Origin of the sequence: Aquirufa ecclesiirivi, from assembly GCF_011250515.1 — a bacterium.
GTDB classification, from domain to species: Bacteria; Bacteroidota; Bacteroidia; order Cytophagales; family Spirosomataceae; genus Aquirufa; species Aquirufa ecclesiirivi.
Window position 1 is genome coordinate 220,532 of sequence record NZ_JAANOP010000004.1, and the last position, 24,227, is coordinate 244,758.

General features: G+C 39.4%; 17 protein-coding genes. 6 read left to right on the forward strand and 11 right to left on the reverse strand.

Annotated features, from left to right (window positions below; all coding sequences use genetic code 11):
* Positions 1-197: 197 nt before the first annotated feature.
* Positions 198-1,631, reverse strand: coding sequence for a Gfo/Idh/MocA family oxidoreductase (locus G9H65_RS07660; RefSeq protein WP_166374749.1), 1,434 nt, complete (start codon positions 1,629-1,631; stop codon positions 198-200).
* A 498-nt stretch (positions 1,632-2,129) separates the two neighbouring features.
* On the opposite strand from G9H65_RS07660, the gene G9H65_RS07665 reads away from it, so the two are divergent.
* Both G9H65_RS07665 and G9H65_RS07670 read left to right on the forward strand, forming a co-directional pair.
* Positions 2,130-5,261, forward strand: coding sequence for a SusC/RagA family TonB-linked outer membrane protein (locus G9H65_RS07665; protein ID WP_235927479.1), 3,132 nt, complete (start codon positions 2,130-2,132; stop codon positions 5,259-5,261).
* Between the two features lie 29 nt (positions 5,262-5,290).
* Entirely contained in the window at positions 5,291-6,853 is a 1,563-nt protein-coding gene (locus tag G9H65_RS07670; RefSeq protein WP_166374750.1) for a RagB/SusD family nutrient uptake outer membrane protein, read from the forward strand.
* A 122-nt stretch (positions 6,854-6,975) separates the two neighbouring features.
* Here the strand turns inward: G9H65_RS07670 and G9H65_RS07675 are convergent, their stop codons facing one another.
* Both G9H65_RS07675 and G9H65_RS07680 read right to left on the reverse strand, forming a co-directional pair.
* Positions 6,976-8,337: a Gfo/Idh/MocA family protein gene (locus G9H65_RS07675; RefSeq protein ID WP_166374751.1), complete on the reverse strand. Its 1,362-nt coding sequence runs from the start codon at positions 8,335-8,337 to the stop codon at positions 6,976-6,978.
* A gap of 164 nt (positions 8,338-8,501) precedes the next feature.
* On the reverse strand, positions 8,502-9,791 hold the full coding sequence (locus tag G9H65_RS07680; protein WP_166374752.1) for a purple acid phosphatase family protein: 1,290 nt from the start codon (positions 9,789-9,791) through the stop codon (positions 8,502-8,504).
* A 163-nt stretch (positions 9,792-9,954) separates the two neighbouring features.
* Here G9H65_RS07680 and G9H65_RS07685 point away from each other — a divergent pair, with 163 nt between their 5' ends.
* Positions 9,955-10,818: a bile acid:sodium symporter family protein gene (locus tag G9H65_RS07685; RefSeq protein WP_166374753.1), complete on the forward strand. Its 864-nt coding sequence runs from the start codon at positions 9,955-9,957 to the stop codon at positions 10,816-10,818.
* Positions 10,819-10,923: 105 nt separating this feature from the next.
* Positions 10,924-12,282 (forward strand): PhoPQ-activated pathogenicity-related family protein, encoded by a 1,359-nt coding sequence (locus G9H65_RS07690; protein WP_317164412.1) that lies wholly within the window; start codon positions 10,924-10,926, stop codon positions 12,280-12,282.
* Between the two features lie 67 nt (positions 12,283-12,349).
* Here G9H65_RS07690 and G9H65_RS07695 read toward each other — a convergent pair whose 3' ends face one another.
* From G9H65_RS07695 to G9H65_RS07705, 3 genes are read right to left on the reverse strand one after another with little or no spacing between them, the layout of a single operon-like run.
* Positions 12,350-13,513 (reverse strand): CPBP family intramembrane glutamic endopeptidase, encoded by a 1,164-nt coding sequence (locus G9H65_RS07695; RefSeq protein WP_166374754.1) that lies wholly within the window; start codon positions 13,511-13,513, stop codon positions 12,350-12,352.
* Positions 13,513-14,346, reverse strand: a complete 834-nt coding sequence (locus tag G9H65_RS07700) for a sugar phosphate isomerase/epimerase family protein (RefSeq protein WP_235927477.1) — start codon at positions 14,344-14,346, stop codon at positions 13,513-13,515. The genes G9H65_RS07695 and G9H65_RS07700 overlap by 1 nt, the downstream gene beginning before the upstream one ends.
* A 30-nt stretch (positions 14,347-14,376) precedes the next feature.
* The gene (locus G9H65_RS07705) at positions 14,377-15,264 is read right to left on the reverse strand and encodes a ThuA domain-containing protein (protein ID WP_205753275.1); all 888 of its coding nucleotides are present in this window, start codon (positions 15,262-15,264) and stop codon (positions 14,377-14,379) included.
* Positions 15,265-15,382: 118 nt separating this feature from the next.
* Between G9H65_RS07705 and G9H65_RS07710 the strand changes: the two genes are divergently transcribed.
* Positions 15,383-16,423 (forward strand): sodium:calcium antiporter, encoded by a 1,041-nt coding sequence (locus G9H65_RS07710; protein ID WP_166374755.1) that lies wholly within the window; start codon positions 15,383-15,385, stop codon positions 16,421-16,423.
* Positions 16,424-16,457: 34 nt separating this feature from the next.
* On the opposite strand, the gene G9H65_RS07715 is transcribed toward G9H65_RS07710, so the two are convergent.
* From G9H65_RS07715 to G9H65_RS07735, 5 genes are read right to left on the reverse strand one after another with little or no spacing between them, the layout of a single operon-like run.
* On the reverse strand, positions 16,458-18,410 hold the full coding sequence (locus G9H65_RS07715; protein ID WP_205753276.1) for a c-type cytochrome: 1,953 nt from the start codon (positions 18,408-18,410) through the stop codon (positions 16,458-16,460).
* 18 nt (positions 18,411-18,428) lie between these two features.
* Complete coding sequence (locus tag G9H65_RS07720; RefSeq protein ID WP_166374756.1) at positions 18,429-20,252, reverse strand: family 16 glycoside hydrolase; 1,824 nt, start codon at positions 20,250-20,252, stop codon at positions 18,429-18,431.
* Positions 20,253-20,303: 51 nt separating this feature from the next.
* Complete coding sequence (locus G9H65_RS07725) at positions 20,304-20,630, reverse strand: cupin domain-containing protein (protein WP_166374757.1); 327 nt, start codon at positions 20,628-20,630, stop codon at positions 20,304-20,306.
* Positions 20,631-20,654: 24 nt separating this feature from the next.
* On the reverse strand, positions 20,655-21,416 hold the full coding sequence (locus G9H65_RS07730; RefSeq protein ID WP_166374758.1) for a sialate O-acetylesterase: 762 nt from the start codon (positions 21,414-21,416) through the stop codon (positions 20,655-20,657).
* Positions 21,413-22,342 (reverse strand): bile acid:sodium symporter family protein, encoded by a 930-nt coding sequence (locus tag G9H65_RS07735; protein ID WP_166374759.1) that lies wholly within the window; start codon positions 22,340-22,342, stop codon positions 21,413-21,415. Before G9H65_RS07735 ends, G9H65_RS07730 begins: the two co-directional genes overlap by 4 nt.
* 268 nt (positions 22,343-22,610) lie before the next feature.
* Here G9H65_RS07735 and G9H65_RS07740 point away from each other — a divergent pair, with 268 nt between their 5' ends.
* A complete protein-coding gene (locus G9H65_RS07740) occupies positions 22,611-24,215 on the forward strand; it encodes a beta-N-acetylhexosaminidase (RefSeq protein WP_166374760.1) in 1,605 nt (534 codons plus the stop codon).
* Positions 24,216-24,227: the final 12 nt, after the last annotated feature.

Below are 24,227 nucleotides of genomic sequence, written 5' to 3' on the forward strand. Positions count from 1 at the left end.
GAAGAATGTAGAATGAAGAATGAAGAATGTAGAATGAAGAATGTAGAATGAAGAATGTAGAATGTAGAATGAAGAATGTAGAATGTAGAATGAAGAATGTAGAATTTTTTATCGCACCATCTCGAAATTGTGTAAGTAGAAAATCGTGTTGGTTTTGGTCTTCCTAATTCTACATTCTACATTCTTCATTTAGGATATTAAACCTTATAATATTGCTCCCAACCTTTTCTAGGGGCGGCGCCTTTTAGAAGTGAATTGGCCAATGTATTGTTAGTAATCTGCTTGGTTTTTGGATCAAAAATCAATTTGGTATTTAATTTCTGTGCCATACAGCCCAAAGAGAAAACTTGACTTAAAGGGCCAGCAATGGCAAATGGAGAACGAGTTTCCTCTTGTCCCATACAGGCTTTCAAGAAATTAGCATAATGGTTGGAAGGACTTTTAGGGACTTCGGGTAATTTAGAGGCCATGTCTTTGGCTTGCTCTGGAGGGATAATGGACAACGTACTTCCATGTGATCCTCCTTTGAAAGTCAGGTCTTTGGAATAAATGATTTTCCCCGGATTCAGTTTAGCGGGTTGGATCTTTCCATTGCTAGCAGGTGGGATATTTGGATCTAATTCAGTCACTCCGTATCCTTGAGGTACTGGAGGGAGATTATTGACACCATCATACCAAGTGATATCCACTGGTGGCATGTTGCCCCTTTCAGGAAATTTAAATAAAATCGTTGAGGATTGCGGGTAGAAATAGGGATTATGTCCATCTGCTCGCAGCATATTGATTTCCGTTGGCAGGCCTAAGTCTAAAAATTGGTGTGCCGTATCTATGATATGAGCTCCCCAATCTCCTAGAGCGCCTAATCCATAATCAAACCAGCAGCGCCACTGTCCATTAATAAAATCTTTGTTGTAATCATGAGGTTGGGTTACTCCCATCCAAATATCCCAATCTAAGGTACTTGGGATAGCTTCTGCTGGAGGGAAGCTCTTGATTTGTGTGTTCCATCCATGCCAACGGCGGGCAGAGTTCATGTGAGCAGTTATGGCAGTAACATCTTTGATAATACCTGCATCTTTGTAAGCTTTAAACTGAAAATAATTGGCTTCTGAGTGTCCTTGGTTACCCATTTGGGTCACCAATTTGGAATGCTTCTTGGCTGCCTTCATCATCAATTCGATCTCATTGAATGTTCTAGCCATCGGCTTCTCCACATACACGTGTTTCCCTAATCCTAAGGCCATCATGGTTATCGCAAAGTGGGCATGATCAGGTACTCCAATGGCAACCGCATCAATTTGATTTCCCATTTTGTCGAACATCGTACGGAAGTCCTGAAACCTAGGAACATCTGGGAATTTTTTAAGGACTTCCAAGGTTTGTGGAGCGCCCATATCCACATCGCAAAATGCGACAAAATTAGCTAAGCCCGTTTTGTGAAACGACATGACATCAGAACCTCCTTGGTTTCCAATACCGATACAGGCTAAATTGACTTTATCGCCCGCTTTTTTGGTTGGGGTAAATGAAGAATGCTTTTCTGAATTGACCCAAATATAAGGGAATGCAGAGGCTGCGGCTATTAATCCTGAATTTTTCAGGAAGGTTCTACGGTCTTGGTTTGCTTTCATAATGGCTTAGTTTATCCAAATATATCATTTATTGCTTAAAACCCAACTGGGTTTTATCAGGATTGATTTGTATTAATCTAACAAGTAGTTCGAAGCTACAATCTACTCATTTCCAATTTTTAAAAACAGAACCAAATCTTATCTATAGCCGAAAAATATTCTTTACTTTTTAAAAGTAGACTGATTCTCGTTTTTTTCTTTTTGGTGTAAAATGAACGGTACATTTATTGAAATGCCGATAAATAAATTATTGCTGCAAATGAACCTAGATATGAATTTTATTTTACTAAAAAATTAAACATTTCGTTACAAATTTAACACGCATTTAATAATTTTTTTTAGGAATAATAGGATTTGGATGATATTATTGATCATTACTAATCCTATAACAACCAGTAAAATGGTCAAACTATGCAAAAAAAAATACTCTTGTCGTATAGACAAATGAGCTTAAGAAGTGCATTTCCCTTGTTGGGTTTAGCACTCACTTGCTTTAGTATGTCACCTGCTCATGCAGCACTGTCAGAAAAAGGAGGTTTGCTTCATGGATCTATCAAAGTATCAGTAGCAGATATCACTGTTACTGGTAAAGTCACCGATGAAACCAATTCAGGAATTCCAGGGGTGAATGTCATTGTGAAAGGAACTACTAAAGGGGTAATGACGGATGTTAATGGTAATTACAAGATTGTGGTTGCTGATTCCAAAGCCGTTTTGGTATTTTCAGCTATTGGTTATACACAACAGGAAATTACTGTTGGAAACCAATCGGCAGTTAACATCAATTTAAAGCCAGATAATAAATATTTGGATGAGATTGTTGTTATTGGTTATGGTACGCAAAAGAAATCTGACTTAACAGGTTCTGTCAGTTCTATCAAAACGGATCAATTAATGGAGCGTCCTGCAACATCTTTGAACCAGGCATTATCTGGTAGAATGGCCGGTGTACAAGTAAGTACCAACTCGGGTCGTCCTGGTGGTCGTACCACCGTACGTGTTCGTGGATTTAGTTCCATCAACTCGTCCAATAACCCATTATATGTAGTGGATGGAGTGATGTTGCCTCAAGGAAATATGAATCAATTTAGTTCGGCGATTGATTATTTAAACCCGAATGACATTGTATCGGTTGAGGTCCTTAAAGACGCTTCTTCAACAGCTATTTATGGAGCTAGAGGAGCCAATGGTGTAATTTTAGTAACCACTAAAAAAGGAAAATCAGGTGAAGGTAGTGTTACATACAATGCTGATTTCAGTGTTAACGTAGCAGGTCCTAATAAACCACAGGTGTTGAATGCAAAGCAATACATGGCTGTTGAAGATTTGGCTTGGGCCAACATGGCCAAATATGACCCAGCAGGCTGGGCAGCAGGAAGATGGGCCTATTTAAATCCAAGACTGAGAAGAACGGATCCACGTGTATTTGATGCCAGTGGTAACGCATTATATGATACAGATTGGTTTAATGAGTCAACACAAAATAAATTGTCTCAAAATCATCAATTAGGTTTTAGTGGAGGAAATGAAAGAACTCAATACTCCTTCTCTTTAGGTTATCGCGATGATCAAGGTTTAATCAAAACCACTTACTTGAAGCGTTATTCTGGACGATTCACGATAGACGATCAAATCAAAACGTGGTTGAAAGTTGGAGGAACTTTGGCATATAACAACCAAACGGAAAACTTATCCGATGTGAATGATGCCGTTTCAAGACAGATTGTGGAAGATTTTCCATTCCTTCCTGTAAAATATGCGGATGGTACTTATGCCAATAACCGTGATTTCCCATTTGCAGAAGGAACAATGAGTTCTGTTCACCGTTTAATGGGTCGTAAGTATATTTTAAATACACAGACTACTACGGGAAGTATTTATTCCAACATTACGTTCATGAAAGGTTTGGAGATGAAAACCATCTTAGGAGCTAATATCATGACCCAAGAAAATAATCAATCTCAAACGAGAACATTGAATATTGGTGGTCAAGGTAATGCTTCGGCAACCAATCAAACAGAAACGTTCTGGTCTTTAGAGAACTACTTAACTTACACGAAGGATTTTAACGAAAATCATTCAATCAATGCCTTGTTGGGTATTTCTTGGCAACAAACTGACTTCTTTAATATCGGAGCTAGTGTCAATGGTTTTGCGACGGATTATTTTGGTTTCAACAACTTAGGAGCAGGTGCTGTGAATCCAACGGTAGGTTCAGGTGCTTCTAAATTTGCTTTTAACTCATATTTTGGTCGTGTAAACTATACGTTTAAGAACAAGTATTTAGCTACAGCCACTGCCCGTGCAGACGGTTCATCTAAGTTTGGAGAGAATTATAAATTTGCGATTTTCCCTTCAGGTGCCTTGGCATGGAGGGTTTCAGAAGAAGATTTCTTGAAGGGTAATGCCACTATTTCCAATTTGAAAATTAGAACTAGTTACGGTCTTACCGGTAACTCTGAAATTCCAGCATACTCATCTCTTTCTTTGTTGAGTTCCAACTATTCTGCGGTTTACAATGACGGTCGTGTTTCTGGAACAGGTATTTCTAGATTAGCTAACCCAGATTTGAAATGGGAGAAAACAGCACAGACGGATTTTGGTATCGAATTAGGTTTATGGGGAGGTCGAGTTAATATCGAAGCGGATTACTACTACCGTTTGACTACCGACATGTTATTGGATGCGCCAGTACCTCAAACTTCAGGTTATGCTACGATTCGTCGTAATGTGGGTTCTATGGAAAACAAAGGTTTTGAATTTTCAATCAATTCTACCAACATCAAATCCAAAGATTTTCAATGGAATACTCAATTCAACATTTCTTTCAACAAAAACAAAGTGTTGACATTGGCTACTCCTTCGGATATTTTCAATGTGGGTGGACCAAACTTTACTAACCCGACGAACATCATTCGTATTGGTGAGCCAGTAGGATCATTCTGGGGTTTAACTCGTTTAGGAGTATGGGGAACAGCAGAGGCAGAAGAGGCTGCTAAATGGACTTCTTACCGAAATGGACTTAAGATTTTACCGGGTGATATCAAGTACAAAGACTTTAATGGAGACCGTGCGATTACCGATGCTGACCGTTCTATTATTGGTAATGGTAGTCCAGATTTCTGGGGAGCAATTTCTAACTCGTTCAAGTACAAGAGCTTTGATTTAACGCTAGAAATGCAGTTTAACTATGGAAACGAAGTCATGTTGATGAACCTTCACCCAAGTGAAGACCGTCAAGCTTTAGCGAATAGTTATACTTCGGTATTGAATGCATGGACTCCAACCAATCAAAATACGATGATTGCTGAAATTCGTGATACACGTGCAGGATATGTGACTAACGTGGATACTTGGTGGATTAAAGATGGTTCATTCTTGCGTGGCAGAAACTTGATGTTTGGTTATAATGTACCAAGCAACGTGGTAAGCAAATTGAATTTGAGTCGTTTAAGAGTATATGCAACTGCTCAAAACTTCTTCCTTTTAGTAAAAGATCCGATTGTTGGCGATCCTGAAGTTACTCCTACCAACCAAGGTGGAGGAAACTCAGCGTTCTCACAAGGTATGATTTGGCACAACTACCCTAAGCCTACGATTTACATGTTAGGATTACAGGTAGCATTTTAATGAAGGAAAATTTAAAAATGAAACGTAATATGAAATTCAAAATAAATTCCAAAATAAAGAAAGTGGCCCTAGGTGGGGTGCTTTTATTGGGGCAGTTTGGTTGTTCTGATTTCTTGGTTGAAAAAGCACCATCCAATCTAACTCCAGATGCTTTTTATCAAATTCCTGATCACGCAGAAGCCGCATTAGCTTCAGTTTATGCGGATACTCGATTCATGGGTGGTGGTGCAGGTATATTTTCATCTAACTGGCAGTTGTTGGAAGCATTAACGGGTACTTCTACGACAGAAACAGCTCAAAATTCTGACCTAAACAACTTGTACGGTTTGGTACATGATCCTAATACCATTCACGTAGTGAATTATTGGAATGGTTTATACAAGGTTATTGCTCAGGCGAACCAAGTACTAGAAAAAGTGCCACCAATCACTCCAATGGATGAAAACCAAAAGAAGAAAATTTTGGGAGAGGCACGTTTTTTAAGATCATGGGCTTATTTTCAAGCGGTGAGATTATGGGGTGACGTACCTTTAATTACCAAGCCTCAAACGGCTGGTTCTGAAGATTTCTTGCCAGCGAGAGCTTCTACCGAAAGCGTTTATAAACTAATCGTAGATGATTTATTAGAAGCTGAAAAGGCAGGTTTGCCTTGGATGGATGCCAGTGGTCGTGTTTGTTTGGCTGCTGTAAAAGCACAGTTGGGTAAAGTTTATTTAACGATGGCTGGTTTTCCATTAAATAAAGGAGCTGCTTATTATAAATTATCAGCTGATAAATCTTTGGAGGTTATTACTTACGCGAATGCTAATCCATCCGTCATTAATTTGTTCCCAACCTACAAAGATGTGCATACAGAAGGCTTGAAGAATCGTGTTGAGCACTTGTTCATGATTCAGTGTAATACGCTGGTTGCAGGTAATTTTATGGGAAATTTCTTTCCTAACTTTAAACCAGTAACTTATTCTGGTCCTGGAGGAACAGGTAGTTCGGTTCCAACCATCGCTTTTTATAATTCATATGAAAAGGGAGATTTAAGAGCGAAGAACCAAGAAGGCTATTTTTATACTAGCTATTTCACGAATGGAAATGGTGCGCCATTTGATTTAGGAGCACCATATGTATTCAAACACTTTAATCAGAAGGCCAATGGTTCTGCTGGTGTAGCTGGTACACGTTTAGATAATTTGAATGTTCCTCAAATTCGTTATGCGGAAGTATTGTTGAACTTTGCTGAGGCTCAAAATGAAGTAGGTGGTCCTTCTCAAGCGGCTTACGATGCGTTCAAACGAATTCGTGATCGTGCTACGTTGGAAACTCCAGGTTTAGGAAGCTATAGCGCTGCCAGTTTTAGAGAGGCAGTTTGGGTAGAGCGTTGGCATGAATTATGTTATGAGCAAATTACTTGGTTTGACATGGTTCGTTTACGTAAGGTTTACAATGAAACAACGGGTAAATTTGATAATTTCGTTGGTCACGTAAATCTTAGCTCCAACCGTCCATTGCAAGAAAAGCACTTACTGCTTCCTTTAGGAAAGCAAGAAATGTTGAATAATCCGAATTTGAAACCTCAAAATCCAGGTTATCCTAACTAGTTAAATTGATTTGAGTGATCTAGAAAAGGAGGGCAAATTTGCCCTCCTTTTTTTATGAATTAGGTATAAAAAAATCGCTTAGCTGGGGCTAAGCGATGAAGAGATTACGCTGTAAAGACCTATTACCAGCCTTTTCTGTATTTTCTTTGAATGTATTTATTGGCTTCGGGATAATTAGGGAACTTCATTTTTTTCGCATCCCAAACGAGTAATTGATCAGGTACACGAATGGCTACTGTTCCTAATAATACCGCCTCGGTCATTGGACCGGATTGTGCAAAGTGGGATTCCGTTTTTTCTCCTCCCAAACAGGCATCTACAAAATGATGGTAATGGTTTCTATCTGGTTTTACTGGCTGTTGGTACGATTTGAATTTAGCTTCTGGCAATAAAACGGGCATTTTTTGGTGAGGTATTAATAAGGCCCCTTCTGTTCCCATGATCATCGCAGATTCTGCTGGATAATCCGTTTCAGAAAAAAGTGCTCTAATTTCTTTCGGTGGGTAAAATTCTCCATCAAACCATTCGACGGTTAACTTGTCGGACTCCGTTTTTTCATTTCCTGGGAATGTCCAAGTAATATGATTTCCTTGCGGCCAGGTATCTGCCCTTCTTTCAGGAGATTCTTGCCATGATTTTTGTACTTCTGCCACTACAGAAATTGGATTTTTCATGCCTAAACCTTTCCATACAGCATCAAAGATGTGGCATCCTATATCTCCGGACCAGCCTGTACCAAAGTCTTGCCAAGTTCTCCAAATAGCTTGGTGGTAAATATTGGGTACATACGGCCGCATAGGTGCTGTACCAATCCAGTTATCCCAATGTAAGTGGCTAGGAGGGTTTTCTATACCTTCTGTAGGTCGAGGTCCCACATGTCGATATTTTGCCACTGCTCCTGGTCTATTTGAACATAAATAGGCATGTTTGACTTTACCAATAATCCCAGATTTTAATATTTCAACACCCGTGCGATCTCCAGACGTAGATGCAACTTGGGTTCCTAATTGGGTGATTACTCCAGCCTTAGTGGCTTCTAAGGTCAAAATCCTTACCTCCGCCACATCGTGGCACATGGGTTTTTGGCAATACACATGCTTGCGTCTTCGAATGGCTTCAATAGCGATGACAAAATGATTGTGATCAGGAACAGACACATTGACCGAATCTATTTTATCACTTTCTTGTTTGAACATCTCGCGCCAATCCGTATATGTTCGCGCATGGGGTAATAACTCGGATGCCCTCTTTAGATTCTTTTCATCTACATCGCAAATGGCGACAATGTCCACATTTGCATGTTTTTTGAACTGATTAAGGTCTCCCCAGCCCATTCCACCTACACCAATGCAGGCATGTTGTAAGCGACCGCTTGGGGAGGCAGCTTTAAGGGGTTGTCCCAGTAATATGGGTGCTGCTAAAGCGGCTGTGGCTGCCTTTAGAAGAAAATGCCTTCTTGAGTCGAATTGATTTTTGTTTTTCATTAGTTTAGAGATTTTATTCCTTGTCGAAGGAAACTTTAATATCTCTAATAATAGAAAAAATAGAGGAATAATTTATACTTTTCTATGCGTATTTTATCCCAAATTTTAAGAAAATAGGGATAAATCCAGTGTATTTCATTCCTGCGATTTATCCCCAGACTGACTTATTTTTTTGTAATCGTAAATTGATCATGAATCTCTCCATCAGATCCAAGCCAAACAGCTTCTAATTTGGTCTTGGTGATATCCAAAATCATGGATCCACCTATTTTATTATTGGAGTAAATGGCTGATTTTAAAGGAAAACCTTCTTTTTGTCCACCAAGTTGGCCACCTGATCCATTGACTATATAAATAACCCCTTGGCCATCTTTTCCGACTTCATACTGGTTTGGTGCTGAGCTTGTTGCAACAATATGTTTTGAGGCTTCAAAAGTAGCATTGATTCCATAATGTCCTCTCAAAGGATGCGTACGTTCGTACACATGGCTATGGCCTGCCATCACGATGTCCACCTTATATTTTTCAAATAAAGGATTTACATGCTCTCTCATTTTAACCATATCTTTTTCCGTATCCGAATCGTGCGAACCTTTGGAATAAGGCGGTTTATGGAAATAGACGATAGTCCAAGGTAATTTATTGGCTGCCAAATCCTTTTCTAACCATTCATATTGAGCTCCTTTACCATCCATTACTTGTAAACCAGAAGGCTCCATGAGCTCTGAATCAATGGATACTAAGTGTACCTGACCATAATTGACAGAATAGTAGGACTCATTCCCAGAAGGTACACCACCCAATTCTCCTTGTACTGGCATATTGAAAATCTTAAAATAGGGAGGCTCTGAAGGATCATGCTTACCTGCATAATCATGGTTTCCGGGAGCAGGGTATAAGTTTAAATTTTGAAAAAACTCATCTTGATAAATAGGAAAAACCTTCTTTTGGTATTCCTCATCTAATCCCTTGCTGTAAGCATTATCTCCTAACCAAATCCAAGCCTCTGCTCGGTGGTTTTTGGTATAATTCACTACCGCATTTTTTACCTCTAATTGGTTTTTAGAACCAGATCCAAAATCGCCTAATGCCCAAATGCGAACGGCTTGCGTCGATCCCAATTTAGGGGCAGTCAGAATAAATCTTTTTTCTGAAGCGGCTTCCATGGTTTTACTGTTACCAATGGTATAATAATATTTTTTGTTGGGTTTTAATCCTTGAATGAGGACTTCATGATCTACTACGGCCTGCTTCAGTTCAATGACTTTCGTTAATTTCTTTGGATTTTCACCGTAGATAACCCGACTATCCGTGGCTTGTTCGGTACGCCAACGAATGATTCCTTGATTTGGGCTCACACTTTGTAAGTAAGGTCCACGTACAATTTGGGCTAAAGCCGTAATTTGAAGGAATAATAAGCAAAAAACGGATAAGATGGATGTGTATTTTTTCATGTGTTAGAATAGGTTTTTCATTGCGCAATATTACTGATTTATATCTAAGCCAGATAAAGGGAGTGTAAAATTTTTAAAATGTACTCGGAGTCTTTCTTTTAGAGGATATTAACCCAATGCAAAATTTTATTATATTAGTACAATTATTCTAAACCTATCACACATGCAAGCTAATTTTTTATCAGCCGTATTACTTCCATTGGCGCTGGCCATCATTATGATGGGACTAGGTCTTTCATTGCAATTAGAAGATTTTAAGCGGGTGGTTACTTTCCCAAAGGCTGTGGTGCTAGGGCTGTTTTGTCAAATGATTTTGCTACCAGTTATCTGTTACTTTATTGCCTTGGGATTTGGACTTTCTCCCGAATTAGCGGTAGGGTTGATGTTATTATCGGCTTCACCTGGTGGACCAACCGCCAATTTATATTCACATATATCTAAAGGAGATGTGGCACTCAATGTTACATTAACGGCTTTGAATAGTTTGATATCGGTATTTTCCATTACTATTATTGTAAATTTTGCCATGAAACAGTTCATGCAGTCGGATCAATATGTTCCATTACAGTTTTCCAAAGTAATGGAGGTAGTCATGATTGTTTTATTACCCGTTTCTATCGGTATGGTGGTTCGATCAAAATTTTCCAAATTAGCAGCCACACTGGATAAACCAGTGAAAATTGCCTCAGCCGTCTTTTTAACCTTGGTCATAGTTTTAACCATAATCAAAGAAAGAAATCATATCGTAGATGATTTCAAAGCAGTAGGATTAGCGACCTTGACATTGAATGTTGCTAGTATGGCCATTGGTTATTTTGTACCCTTATTTTTTCAACTAGGAAAAAAACAAGCCATTGCGATTGGGATGGAAATTGGCATACATAATGGGACATTGGCCATCTTCATTGCCTTGACGGTGATCGGAAATAGTACCATGAGTATACCTCCTGTTATTTACAGTCTTTTGATGTTCTTTACTGCGGCTATTTTTGGATATTTGGTCAATATTGGCAGAAAATATGCCTAGTATTGTCTGTTTTTGCTAGAATAGTTTACTTTTTGGAAAGTTTAATTAACTTATTCAGTCGTTTTATGCTATTATTTTGTGGTGTGTTTAACCAATATAAACGCCATGAAATTAATGTTCTCCTTTTTGCTTAAAAACATACTGCTCATTGCACTTATTAGTAGTAGTGTTTTTGCCCAAAAAACGAAAGTTACGCCGGAGACTGCATTGACTTCCTATATCCATAATGGAGATGCAAGCTATCAATGGGAGGTAAGAGATTCTTCAAAAATTGGATCAACAACTGCCTATCAATTGATTTTGACTTCACAAAAATGGAGGCAATACACTTGGCGTCATCAATTGACTATTTTCGTTCCAAAGGAAATCAAATACCAAGATGCCATGTTGTTTATTTCAGGTGGCTCAAACAAGAACGAGCAACCTAATTTAGTAGCTGATGAACGACTTTGGCCTATTTTAGCCAATATTTCAGATAAAAATAAAGCGATCGTTTCTTTGATTCGACAAGTTCCTAATCAACCCTTATATGGGGATAAAACAGAAGACGAGTTGATTTCTTATACCTTACATCAATTCAAAGAAACCAAAGATTATACTTGGCCTCTGCTCTTTCCTATGGTGAAATCAGCGGTTCGCGGGATGGATGCTGTACAGGAGTTTAGTCAAAAGCGTATTAAATCAAAAGTGTCTGGATTTGTGATTTCAGGCTTTTCTAAAAGAGGTTGGACTACTTGGCTAAGTGCTGCTATTGATGATCCTAGAGTGAAAGCTATCGGTCCCATGGTAATTGATATGTTGAACATGCCAGCTACTTTAGATTATCAGTTCAAAACGTACGGAGAGTACAGCATACAAATTCAAGATTATGTGAGTCTGGGAATCCCACAAGGGAAAGATACCCCAGACGGGAAAACATTAACCGCCTTAGTAGATCCTTTTTCTTATCGTGCCAAATTGAAGGTGCCAAAGACCTTATTCATTGGAACGAATGACGAGTATTGGACAGTGGATGCCATCAAACATTATTACGATCAGATTCCCGGTAAAAACATGATACATTATGTGCCCAATGCGGGTCATGATTTAGCAGGCGGGAAGCAAGCCTTTGAGGCATTGAGCGGATTTTTTGCCAATACCATTCAAGGAAGGGAATATCCTGTTTGTACTTGGAATGCTGCAACGACTAAAGATGGTGCTGAGCTAAAGGTACAGGTAGCCACGCAAGATTTAGTGGGAGCGACTTTGTGGGAAACCACTTCTATGGACAAAGATTTTAGAAATAATTTATGGCTTAGTTCCCGTGTGAAATTGGAGAATTTGCCTCAATTGAAATTGACCAAAGAATATCCTAAAAAAGGATTTCAGGCTTTTTATTTGGATTTACAATACAAAGATGCCTCTGGCGGAAAGTATACCATTAGTACTCGAGTATTTGTCACAGATACCGAAAAGATTTTATAATAAACCTCTAACCTATGAAACCGGTCAGGGCAGATGTCGAAAGATGTTTGCCCTGATTTTTTTTGGTTTATTTGATGGTATGTAATGAAAATAGAAATTCGGAACAGTTGACTAAACAATGCACCAAAGCGGCATAAAAGACATTTTTAGTCTTGATATAGGTATATCCATAAGCCCACCCTGCTACGCTGGCAAGACCCACAAATATGACGGAACCTGCATGAAAGTGAACTAGGCCAAAAAACATGCTCGTGATGGCCAGGGAAGTATAGGTGCCTGTTTTAGTTACATGATTCTTTTCTAAGAAATAGGCTCCCGCAAAAAGAGCCATAGAGATTAATCCCGGAAACCAAAATAAGTCTTTGTACATGGCATAACCTGTAAAGAAACTCAGTATGGTAAAAATCAGGGCTCCCCAGGTCCATAGGACTTTCCAATTGGCCATAAGGGCTATTTTTTTAGCCAATATATTTTGAATCAAACCTCTGAAAAATAACTCCTCAAATAAGGCCGTACCTATGTAAACGCGTATTAATTCACGAATAGCAGCTGGAATCACAATCCAAGCAAATCCTGAGAAAGGCTGGGAAATGTTAAAGTTCCAAGCAATTCCCGCAATGTAGACAAATCCCAAGAAAGACAACCATGAACCTAGAGCTACGCTCATGTATGACCATTTCCACGTAGGATAAAAGCCAACATCAGGTAATTTTCTTACCACGGTAAAGGCATAGGCAGCTCCTAGTATCAGTATGATTTTTTGGACAGAACTAAATCCATCTGTATCGTATGGGATATTACTATTTCCGGGAAAATGAATGATAGTGGAAGGAATTAATACCAATAGAAGGATAATCAAATCTGACCAAGAAACTTCATGTTTGGGAAATGCTAAAAATGCTAAGGTCGGGAAGAGGTACAAGAAGAAGTATAGCCCTGAGCTACCTATGAATGGATTGATGCCATGAAATAAGTAATGACTCATGAGCAACGAAAATAAAAAGAGAGGAATCCAAAGGGCCCTCTCTTTTTTTAGTTGGTAATAATCTTGTAGCTTTTCTACTATTGCGGGCCTTCCCATGGTGAAAATGAAGGCATATAAAACCAGAAAATAGCCGCTTGAAATCAATAGTTCTTGGCTGGGGACATCTTTGTTTAAATAGAGAAATACGGCATAAAGTAATGCTGTCATGATGCCTCCCTGCTGAATTGATTTCGAGTAGCTGTTCATTATCCGATGAATTTTTGAATGTGGTGGTAACTCTTCAAAATCAATTCTTCCTCTGTATTATAATTTTTGCGCCAGATACAAGCAGCTGGAAGTAATGGAGTAAAGGCCTCTACGACTAACCAACCTTTGTAATTCATTTTATCTAAACTTTCAAAAACATTGGCCCAATGTACTTGACCTTCCCCTAAGGTAGCGCGGGTGTTTTCTGATAATTGAAAATGACCTATTTCATCCGCGATGCGGATCATGGCTTCACCCGTATTGAATTCTTCAATATGAGCATGGAAAGTGTCAAACATGATTTTGACATTCGGGTGATTGATGGCTTTTACTAAGCTGTACAGCTGATCTGCTGAGCTTACCACATAGTTTTCAAATCGGTTTAAATATTCCAAGCCTAGCATCACATTCATTTTTTGAGCGTGCTCAGCTAGATCCAACATACTCTCTTTGGACCAGTCTAATTCCTGTTGGGTTGGTGCCGCTCCTGAAAAAACACCTAAAGCAGAATGGTAAGGCCCAGATAACCAAGTTGCCCCTAAATAAGCTGTGACATCTACCGCTTTTTTAAGAAATTCTACTCCATTTTTACGCACAGCTGGGTCCGGTGAAATGGTATTGCGATCAGCACCTAAAAAAGTCACCGTAAATACCTCTAAACCTAACCGGTCTATTTCTTCTTTCCAAGGTTTCCAATAGGCCAAATCCGTTTCGAAAATAGGGATTTCAACACCCGTATAACCGATTTCTTTGATGTAGGATAAATGAGGGATTAGTGATTCATTCATGTCGGGTCCGTAAACCAACATGTTCATCGCAACAGGATATTTCATATTTTATGAGTGATTTATGTCAATACGTACTTATTTCATTCCTCGGTAAGGAACGTTAATGTCTAATTTACCCACCCAGTTTTTAGGTACTTTTTTACCTAATTCCCAATGGATGGCATTTACAATCAAACGCTGGAAAGGCTCCACGGAAAAATCTTCAGGATGTCCCATGGTAGTAAAGAAAACTCGGCCTTTGTAAGGATTTACCCAGGTCCAAGCTATCGGCTGATCTTCAGCCGTTTTATCTGGGTTGACAGCTTTACCCATCATTAGCCACTCGGTTCCTTTGCTTGGATAATCTGGCAAAACACGGTATAACCATGAGCGAACATGGAAGCTCGGTGCCACACCTGTTAAAATGGGATGTTTGCTAGCAGAAGGAATCACCGAGGCATCCGTGCTGGCATTGTGGCCATAGTGGGTGTGCTTGGATTTTCCTCCCCAACCCGGAGGCGCTCCAAAAGTGGATTCAGCCCAAGCATTATACGATTCTAAAGGGTCGCCTTTGGGATAATTGAACGAGTGTGTGGAAGTGCGGAAGCCCATAACTGGTTTACCAGATTTGACATAGGCGTCGATCATGGCAACTTGATCAGCAGGTAATAATCTCCAGCGAAGGAAAAATACGGCTAAATCAGCTTCGGCTAAGGCCTCCAATCCGGGAATATTTTTCTCTGCATTTTGATCAGGAAATGATTTCAAAACTTTTGTTCGGAATCCGTAATTTTTTTCGAGTATCTCAGCTAAGAGAGGAAGCGTACTTTCTCCACTGTATTCATGGTCACCAGCTACAAATACGATCAAAGGTTTTTTAGCTTTTGATTTTTCTTTTAACTGGGGAGTAATACCCCATGAGCTGAAGAATAATAGACATAATTGTAGTAGTACAATCAGCCCAAGGCGAAGGTTACATTTCATAGTTCCAATTTTCAAGTGATAATTTCAGGTATCACCTAGATAGGTTTGTGTATTCTTCAAAACTAAATGATTTTTAACAAAACAATGAATACTTTAGCTAAAATTTATCTAGGATTTCATGGACTTTCATGTTTTATCTTCCATTAGCTTATTATTCATATTTTTGAGTTGTACGGTGATTATATGGATTGCAGGGGTTAAAATTACCCGAGCAGTAGATGCTATTACCACTCATTTTAAATTAGGAGAGGCATTTGGGGGCATGGTGTTTTTAGCCATTGTTACCAATTTACCAGAAATAGCCATTACCACGGTGGCAGCATACCACCATGATTATGACATCGCTGTCAGCAATTTGTTGGGCGGTGTGGCTATCCAAACGGTTGTTTTGGTTTTAATAGATGTTTTTGGGGTAGGACGATCAGCCCCATTGACCTTAAAGGGGCATTCACGGATCCTCATATTAGAAGGCGTAGCCTTAATTATGATTTTAACGTTAGTCATGATGGCCAAACAGTTTCCAGCCCAATTAGTGTTTTTTAGAACAACCCCGATAGAATGGCTCATCCTGATTATATGGCTAGGATCCGTTTATTCCATATCCCGATTAGCCAAATCCGAAGAAACAGTTTTGGAACAGCGCCAAATTCGCCTATCCAAATTGCGTCATCCAAAATCACCTTTTCTTGGAGGCATACAATCCGCCATGCTTGTTTTGGCGGTGGGGGCTGTTTTAACCTTGGGGGCAGGATGGGCTTTGGAATATTCGGGTGAAATTTTATCCAAACGCTGGCATATCAGTGGAGTGCTTTTTGGTGGAACCATTTTGGCCTTGGCAACTGCTTTGCCTGAAATATCAACGGGAATAGCCTCGGCTAAAATGAGGGATTATAATATGGCCGTGAGTGATATTTTTGGAGGAAATGCTTTTTTGCCGGTTTTGTTTTTAGTGGCTTCGATCATTAGTGGCGAGGCTGTTATTCCTACATTGAGTAATTCTGATATGTATTTAACAGGGTTGGGTATTATACTAACCTGTATTTACATGGTAGGTATGGTGCTGCATGCTAAGCGGCAAGTTTTTCAAATGGGGATAGATTCTTTTTGTGTTCTTTTAACCTACCTCATAGGCCTAATAGGCTTGTGGGCCATCGCATAAAAAAAGAGGCACCTAAATGCCTCTTTTTATCATGTTATTTATTTCCTAATGCGTGAATCCAAGTGGCTATTTTCTCCAAATCTTTTTGAGGAACATGGCTCATCGGTGCCATCGGAGTGGCAAAGTCAGGCCAGTTTTGAGGCTTAGGCTCCTTGATTAAAGAAATCAATTGAGCGACGCTGTATTTCCTTTTGGCAATTTCCGTATAGGCAGGTCCTACTGCTCTTTCATTGACTTTGTGACATGCCAAACAAGTATTTTTAGTCAAAAGCGCCATAGCCTCTTTATCCGTGACCAACTGCTTGGCAGCCGTTTTCTTTGGTCCTGCTTCCTTGGTCTGGTTATCGGGAGTATTTGCTTTCTCACCCGCATCAATCACGTCTTTGGATGCTTTGCGCTTAGGTGTTACTAACGGAATGTTTGCTTTTTCCCCAGTAGGAATTTGGTTTAAGGTATAGTATCCACTGCTATGCAATAAGGGGATATTTTCTTGTGCAGACAATACACCATCCGGTTTAATAGCATGGACATAGCCTTCACGCATTCCATCAATAACCAATCGAACGCGTAATCCATCATCACTCAATTTAGCTCCTCTTACAGCATTATCTTGACGATTGACCATCGGGCTTCCATAAACTGGGTGATACTTATAGGTATAATTAAAGACTTCATACTTGTTTACATCTTCTGCCAATTTTTTGTTAGCAGGTTGAGTAAATTCTATTTCAAAACCATCCACCATTGCACGGATAGCTTTCATCTCAAAAGGTATTTTACCTGTATAGACTAAGCGCTCAAGTCCAAAATCCTCCGAGCCCACAGAACCCCATCCACGATTGGTTCCACCAACTAGCATTTGTTGGTCTTTGCCCCAAGCCATACGTAAAACACCAGAACGGAAGCCGGAGCGAAACTCAAAACTTGCTCCTTGGTATTTTCCATTGATTTTTTCTAAAAATACTCGGTCTATTTTGGACATCCCTTGGTCTCCTACAAACACTTGACCGGCAAAGGGACCAAACTCTCCTTTGGTTTCATCCGTGATAATTTCTGAAGTAGAAACTCCCATGATACCATGAGGTAACCACACAGCAGGGGATTTTATGCCCATGTTAGGATAGGTCTTTTTACCTAATTCGTAAATGGTAGTCATGGCTTCATTCTTCACATATTCTGGCTTCACGAAAGGATTGTCTTTCGGATCTACTTGAGCAAAGACCATTTCTTTTCTCATTTTTACAGGAGATTCAGGACGGTCCGCCCATTTTAGGGAAGCGGGATGACCTAAAAAATCTCCTTTTTCCACATGAGAAATGAAGCCTGAACCCTGCCAATCACCTTGGTTATCACCATAGAAAAATTCACCATCAACCATACCAATACCACATGGAGAGCGCATACCCGCAGCAAAAGGTTCCATTTTTCCATCAGCTGAAATTTTCATGGTCCAACCTCTCCAAGGAACTAAGGATTTCCCTGCCCACCAGTCGCTATTACCAAATCCTACGTTTCCTGTAACATAAAATGAACCATCGGGTCCGATTTTTGGTCCAAAGGAATATTCATGGTAGTGACCTGAGATAGGCCAAGAGTAAACGGTTTGGTATTTATCTACTTTACCATCTCCATTTTGATCCACCAATTTGGTTAATTCACCTCGTTGGGCACAATACAGATAACCATCTTTATAGGCTAAACCCAATATTTCATGCAATCCACTGGCAAATTTGCGGTAAGTGGGTTTGGAAGATAAATAGTTTTCAATGATGTACACATCGCCGCGACGAGTAGAAACGGCAACATCTCCGTTCGGAAGGCTAACTAAACCGCCAACTTCTAAGGTAATTCCTTCAGGAATTGCCATACGAACTATTTTATAATAATCATTTTCAGTAGGAGCTTTTTGAGCTAAAACCGTTTGACAGCATAGTAAGCCAATGATGAAGCAGGCTTTTAAGCTATGGGTGAATCGTTGTATGTTCATGATGTATATTCTGGATTTTTACCAAAGAATGGAGTAAGTGATTTTTTCAGCAAGAGGTAGGACCAAAATCTGTCCTGTGGCCGTGGTACGAATACTCGCCTGTGGGGCTTGTATGTAATAACTTTGCCCATCAATGGCATATAAATCATTACCCATGGCTTGGATCGACTTAGCTGAAACGACTTTCAGGGAAGCATCGGAACTTGGTTTTTTGATGCTTAAAGTTCGCTGAAGGTATTTGTTTTCCATGACGCGAATTTCATCTCGAACTTGAGATCCCCAAATTTCATATTCAAACGTGGGCAATTCTTGTTCATTCACCTCATATCCTCCAATTTTAAAACCAGCCGTTTCTGGCATGCTTTCAATGGCTTTTTCCAAATCTGTAGTTTTTACTATCAAAGGACTAGAGCCTAGACTTAATACTGGACCTCTTGGTCTGGATGAACCATCACCTCGGTTGTCCCACATAGGTGTAGTATCCAAAAAGTCGCCCTTCCAGATCTGAGCAATTGCCCCATTGTCTAAATCGTAGGTATAATGTAAGTGAGCTGGATTGCCGACATTCACCGAATGAACTAAGCGTTTGCGGGAATCATTTTTTTGGATGTCTACAAAAGAACGCAGAAGCGTAGGTTTCGCTGCATCCATTAAGATGATATCAGATGGTCCATTGCCTAAAATAAGTGTGGAAAAAGGGTGTTGGAAATTGACCATTCTAAAATTGGGACCTTCGATACCAAAACCTAACATTGGACTCATGTCAGCATCAGCTTTATAATAAGTAATTTTTACAGCTGAATTTCCAGCAGGTAAATCCACTTCTACATTTTTCTTTCTTCTGTTGGAGTAAAGGGTATCGGATGCTATCATTTGACCGTTCACATGCAAGGCATAATTACCTGCACTGATTAGCTCAATGTTATGCTTTCCAGCCTTTGGAACGTTTAAGTTGGTCGTGTAAATAGCTGCAAATTCATCATTGTTTTTGCTGGCATTCCAGGCTAATTGAGCTTGAGAGCCGCTAGCATTAGGTTTTTTGTTAATAAAATCTTTGGGAGATTTGAATTTACCATAAAAAACTTGGTAGTTAACGGGACTTAAGCTAGCTGCTTGGCCATCAAAGTCTTTGATTTTCAGGTTTTTAAAGGCTACAGCACCATGATCTCCTTGGATCATGATTGGACCTCGGGCTACTTCTTTTTCAGAAATTGGACCGCCTGTAGGGCCACTTAATTCCACATTTTCATGTAAAATAAAACCATTTAATTTGATGAAAAGTACCTTGGCTGAGCTGATTTTGTTTCCTTGAGCGTCAAATTTAGGCGCCTGGAAAGAGATTTCCATATGTTGCCATAAGCCAGGTGCCAGACAGGCATTGACCCTTGGGGCATGGCCTTCATATAAATATTCTTGGGGGATGAATTTCCTTCTTTTGTAGATACCGCCACAATCCCCTGTGCTTGGGTTTTGAACGCCCCAGCTGTCCATCAATTGTACTTCATAGCGACCTTGCAAATAAAAGCCTGAGTTGGAGTGACTAGCCATCATGAAGTCAAATTCCACATCCATGTCACCATATTCTTTGACAGAAATCAAATTAGCCCTATTTTGAGGTTCTGGTAGATTGACCAAAACTCCTTGTCCAGGCTGAATAGCCATGTGTTCTTTTTTATTTAGATCGGCAGAGACTTGTCCGGCGATTTGCCAATTATTTTTGCCATTTGCTTTCCAAAAGCTTAAGTCTTGAAAAGATACGGGCTCTTTTTGAGCGAATAATCCAACTTGGATAAATAGGCAGCCAAACCCTAAGAGCCTGGAGAAAAATGTTTTTTGTTTCATTTAGTTTAATGCTAAAAAATAGAAGGTTAAAGGTAAGTAATTTGATAGATTTTATAAAAAATCCTCTCTAGAAGGATTAAAAACATCGATGAGCTCCCCCTCTTCCAAGCAGATAACACCGTGGATTTCTTGACTTGGGACAAAGTAGACGTCTCCTGCTTGAAGTATTTTTTTTAGACCAGCAATGTTGACTTCAAATTTACCCTTGGAAACGAAGGAGGCTTGGGTATGAGGATGGTGGTGTAGACTACCAATGGCATCTTTTTTAAAGCTAACTTTGACCAACATCATGAGATCGTTATGCGCCATGATTTTTCTTTGAATCCCGGGTTCGATGTCGGTCCAAGGGATATCTTGGTCTTGAATAAGTGTTTGCATGAATAAATGTATCGAGTGAAATTTTTAGGGTAATTGTTGCAAGGCTAAAGCATATCTTTTGCCTAATTCAGTCGCGGATCGACTGTCAAAATGGATGTGGTCACTTTTTGCCGTTAAATCTTTAGCAGATACAACCGCAATGTGCAGACTTGGCGCTCGAAAAGAGCTTAGTAATTGGTTGAAATCCAGGTAGTTTTGATTGAAATGGCCTAATTCTCCGACCACAAAAGGTAAATTCGTTTGTTTGGTGATGCTTCGAATTTGAGCGATTAAGGCATTTAATTTGTCAATATAGCCTACCCGTTTATTGGCTTCTGAATCACTTTCTCCCTGGTGCCACAGTATTCCTTTGATGACTCCGAGTTTTTGAGCTGCCAAAATTCGTTGAATAGCATCGTCTAAAGGGTGGGTTTTCGTAGCTTCATCGTAGCCATTGATAACCCAAGAATTGATGGAGGAGCCTCCCACAGCACAAGGAACTAATCCAATTTTTACCGAAGGAGATTGCTTGGCCATTTCCATACCAAAACTAAGTCCAGGACCAACACCCACTAGGCTAGGTTTGTCGAAATGCATAGGATGTTTCGCCTGAACAAATTGATTTTGAGTATGGAACATCCAAACTCGTTCATCTTGTTGAGATGAATAGGGCTCTACCATTTCGCCACGACCAGCCATGTTGGATTGACCCATCAGGATATAAATATGGAAATTGGGATCAGGACTAGATTGACTCCAAAGTGGGAGAAATGTCAAGTTGAGTAGTAAAATGAAACAGTATTTCATAATGATTTATTTTTCCAATAGTTGGCTAAAGTTGATCCATTGATATTCATCAAGGGACCAAAAATGGCTGCAGGTAATCCTAATGTGGCTACTTTCCCCATAGCCATGGCTAAACCAGAAGCGAGTCCAGCATTTTGTAAGCCCACTTCTATGGCGATAGTTCGACAGTCTTTTTCGGGTAAACCGGTTACACGACCACCCCAATAGCCTAAAATGAAACCGATGGTATTATGAAGGAAACATGCTAACACCAAGAGTGGACCTACGGAAAGTAAGGAATTTCGGCCATTTGCTGTGATAATAATGATGATAAAAGCAATACTGAGCATGGAAATAAGCGGTAATTGCTTTTGAAACCAAGGCCATTTTTGACCAATTAGTTGATTATATATGACACCCAATATAATAGGTATTAGGATGAGCTTTGATATTTCCCATACCATGTCCCAGAAATGTATTTCGATTAATTGACCCGCGAGGGTTTTCATGAGGAAAGGAGTTAGGATGGGAGCAAGAAAAGTTGCTATGGAGGTCAGAGTTAAAGAAAGAGCAACATTCGCTTTGGCTAAATATGACATTACGTTGGAAGCTAATCCACATGGCATACAGCCAACTAAAATAATACCAGCGGCAATTTCCGTAGGGAAGTCAAATACTTTGGTTAATCCCCAACCTACCAGCGGCATGATGCTAAATTGAAAAAAGACACCCAGAAATACGGCTTTGGGAGATTTTAGTATTTCTTGAAAATCTTGTAAACCCATGGTGGAACCCATCCCAAACATGATGAGTTGCAAAAGGGGAATGATGAAAATTTTGAATTGGATTCCCCCGGCACCAAGAAATGGACTAGGGTAAATTAAGGTAATGATAACAGCGATGATGATCCAAACGGAAAATGAAAGGCCATTGAATATTTTTTTCATAGTAGGTATATCGTCATGGCAAATATACGATTTACTAGAACGAATAAAAGGGCAAATTTTCCAACGCTGGCAAGGTTCTAAACCTTGACAGCGTTAGAACGAATGGCCAATTAATTTTATTTTATTCGGCTAACATCTTATCAATTTCCTGATTTTTTGATCAGTTAATAATCGATTTAATTTCGCGGAAATTTCTAAAAATGAATTAAAGACTTTCCATTTTCAAATGAAAAGTTATCTTTGCTTTCCTCCAATTAACCTATTCAATATGAAATCATTCCTATGGGGCCTTTGTGCCTATTTGCTTTGTTTTAGTTTACAAGCTCAAGAAGCTTATCATTTAGTTCCTAAGCCGGCTAAATTAATTCCTGTACCAGGGAAATTTGTTTTTCAAAAAAGTACAGCCATTACCTTGAATACTCAAGATGAAAGTTTCAATGCCGTGGCCACCATGTTGAAAGATCAAATTAGTGTATCTTCTGGATTGAATCTTCCCATAAAATCAGGATCATCAAGCTCAAAAGGCATTGTTTTTGTTCAAAATTCTAGCTTAGGGGATGAGGCTTATCGCTTGAATATTTCAACCAAGAAGATTGAAATTCAAGCTAAATCTGGAAAAGGTGCATTTTATGCCTTGCAAACATTATTTCAATTAATGCCAGCGCAAATATATTCGAATGTCACTTCCAATCAAGAATTGACCGCATTGACTTGTCAAATTGAAGACGCTCCTCGTTTTTCTTACCGTGGAATGATGCTAGATGTAGGCCGTTATTATTTTCCAGTGAACTTTATCAAACGATTTTTGGATTTGATGGCTGTTTATAAGTTGAATACCTTTCATTGGCATCTAACAGAAGACCAAGGTTGGCGAATTGAAATAAAGAAATATCCTTTGTTGACAAGTGTTAGCTCTGTCCGCAAGGAAACCATGGTAGGTCATTATCGAGATCAAAAATATGATAATAAACCCTATGGAGGCTTTTATACGCAAGAGGAAATCAAAGAGGTAATTGCCTACGCCTCCAAAAAATTCATCACCATCATTCCTGAAATAGAGATGCCGGGTCATTCTCAAGCTGTTTTGGCTGCTTATCCAGAATTAGGTTGTAATCCTGATAAAATTTATCAAGTAGCTACTAGATGGGGTATTTCAGAAGATGTATTATGTCCAAGGGAAGAAACGTTTACCTTTATGGAAAACGTTTTGACCGAAGTAATGGCCTTATTTCCCGGTCAATACATTCATATTGGAGGAGATGAATGTCCAAAGAAACAATGGAAGGAAAGTCGCTTTTGTCAGGATCTTATCAAGAAATTAGGCTTGAAAGACGAACATGAATTACAAAGTTATTTCATTCGTCGGATCGATAAATTTGTCACTTCAAAGGGTAAAAAATTACTAGGATGGGATGAAATTTTAGAAGGAGGATTATCCCCCAATGCTATGGTAATGTCTTGGAGAGGAACTAAAGGGGGTATAGAAGCAGCCAAGCAAAACCATGATGTAGTCATGTCGCCTAATAGTTTTTTTTATTTAGACTATTATCAAGCTGATCCCAAAACTCAGCCTTTAGCTATTGGAGGAAATTTAACTTTATCTAAATCGTACTCATTTGAACCCGATCTTCCCGAATTGACAGCGGAAGAAGCTAAGCATATTGTCGGTATTCAAGCGAATGTTTGGACAGAATACATCAGTACGCCTGCTTATGCTGAATATATGACTTTCCCAAGGGCATTAGCTTTATCTGAAATTTCTTGGTCACCCAAACAGCCCAAAGATTATGATGATTTCCTTCGTCGAGTTAAAGGAATTTTACCTGGTATGGATGCCCTTAAAATCAATTATTGCCCTGTAGGTTTGAAATAAACGTAGCATTGT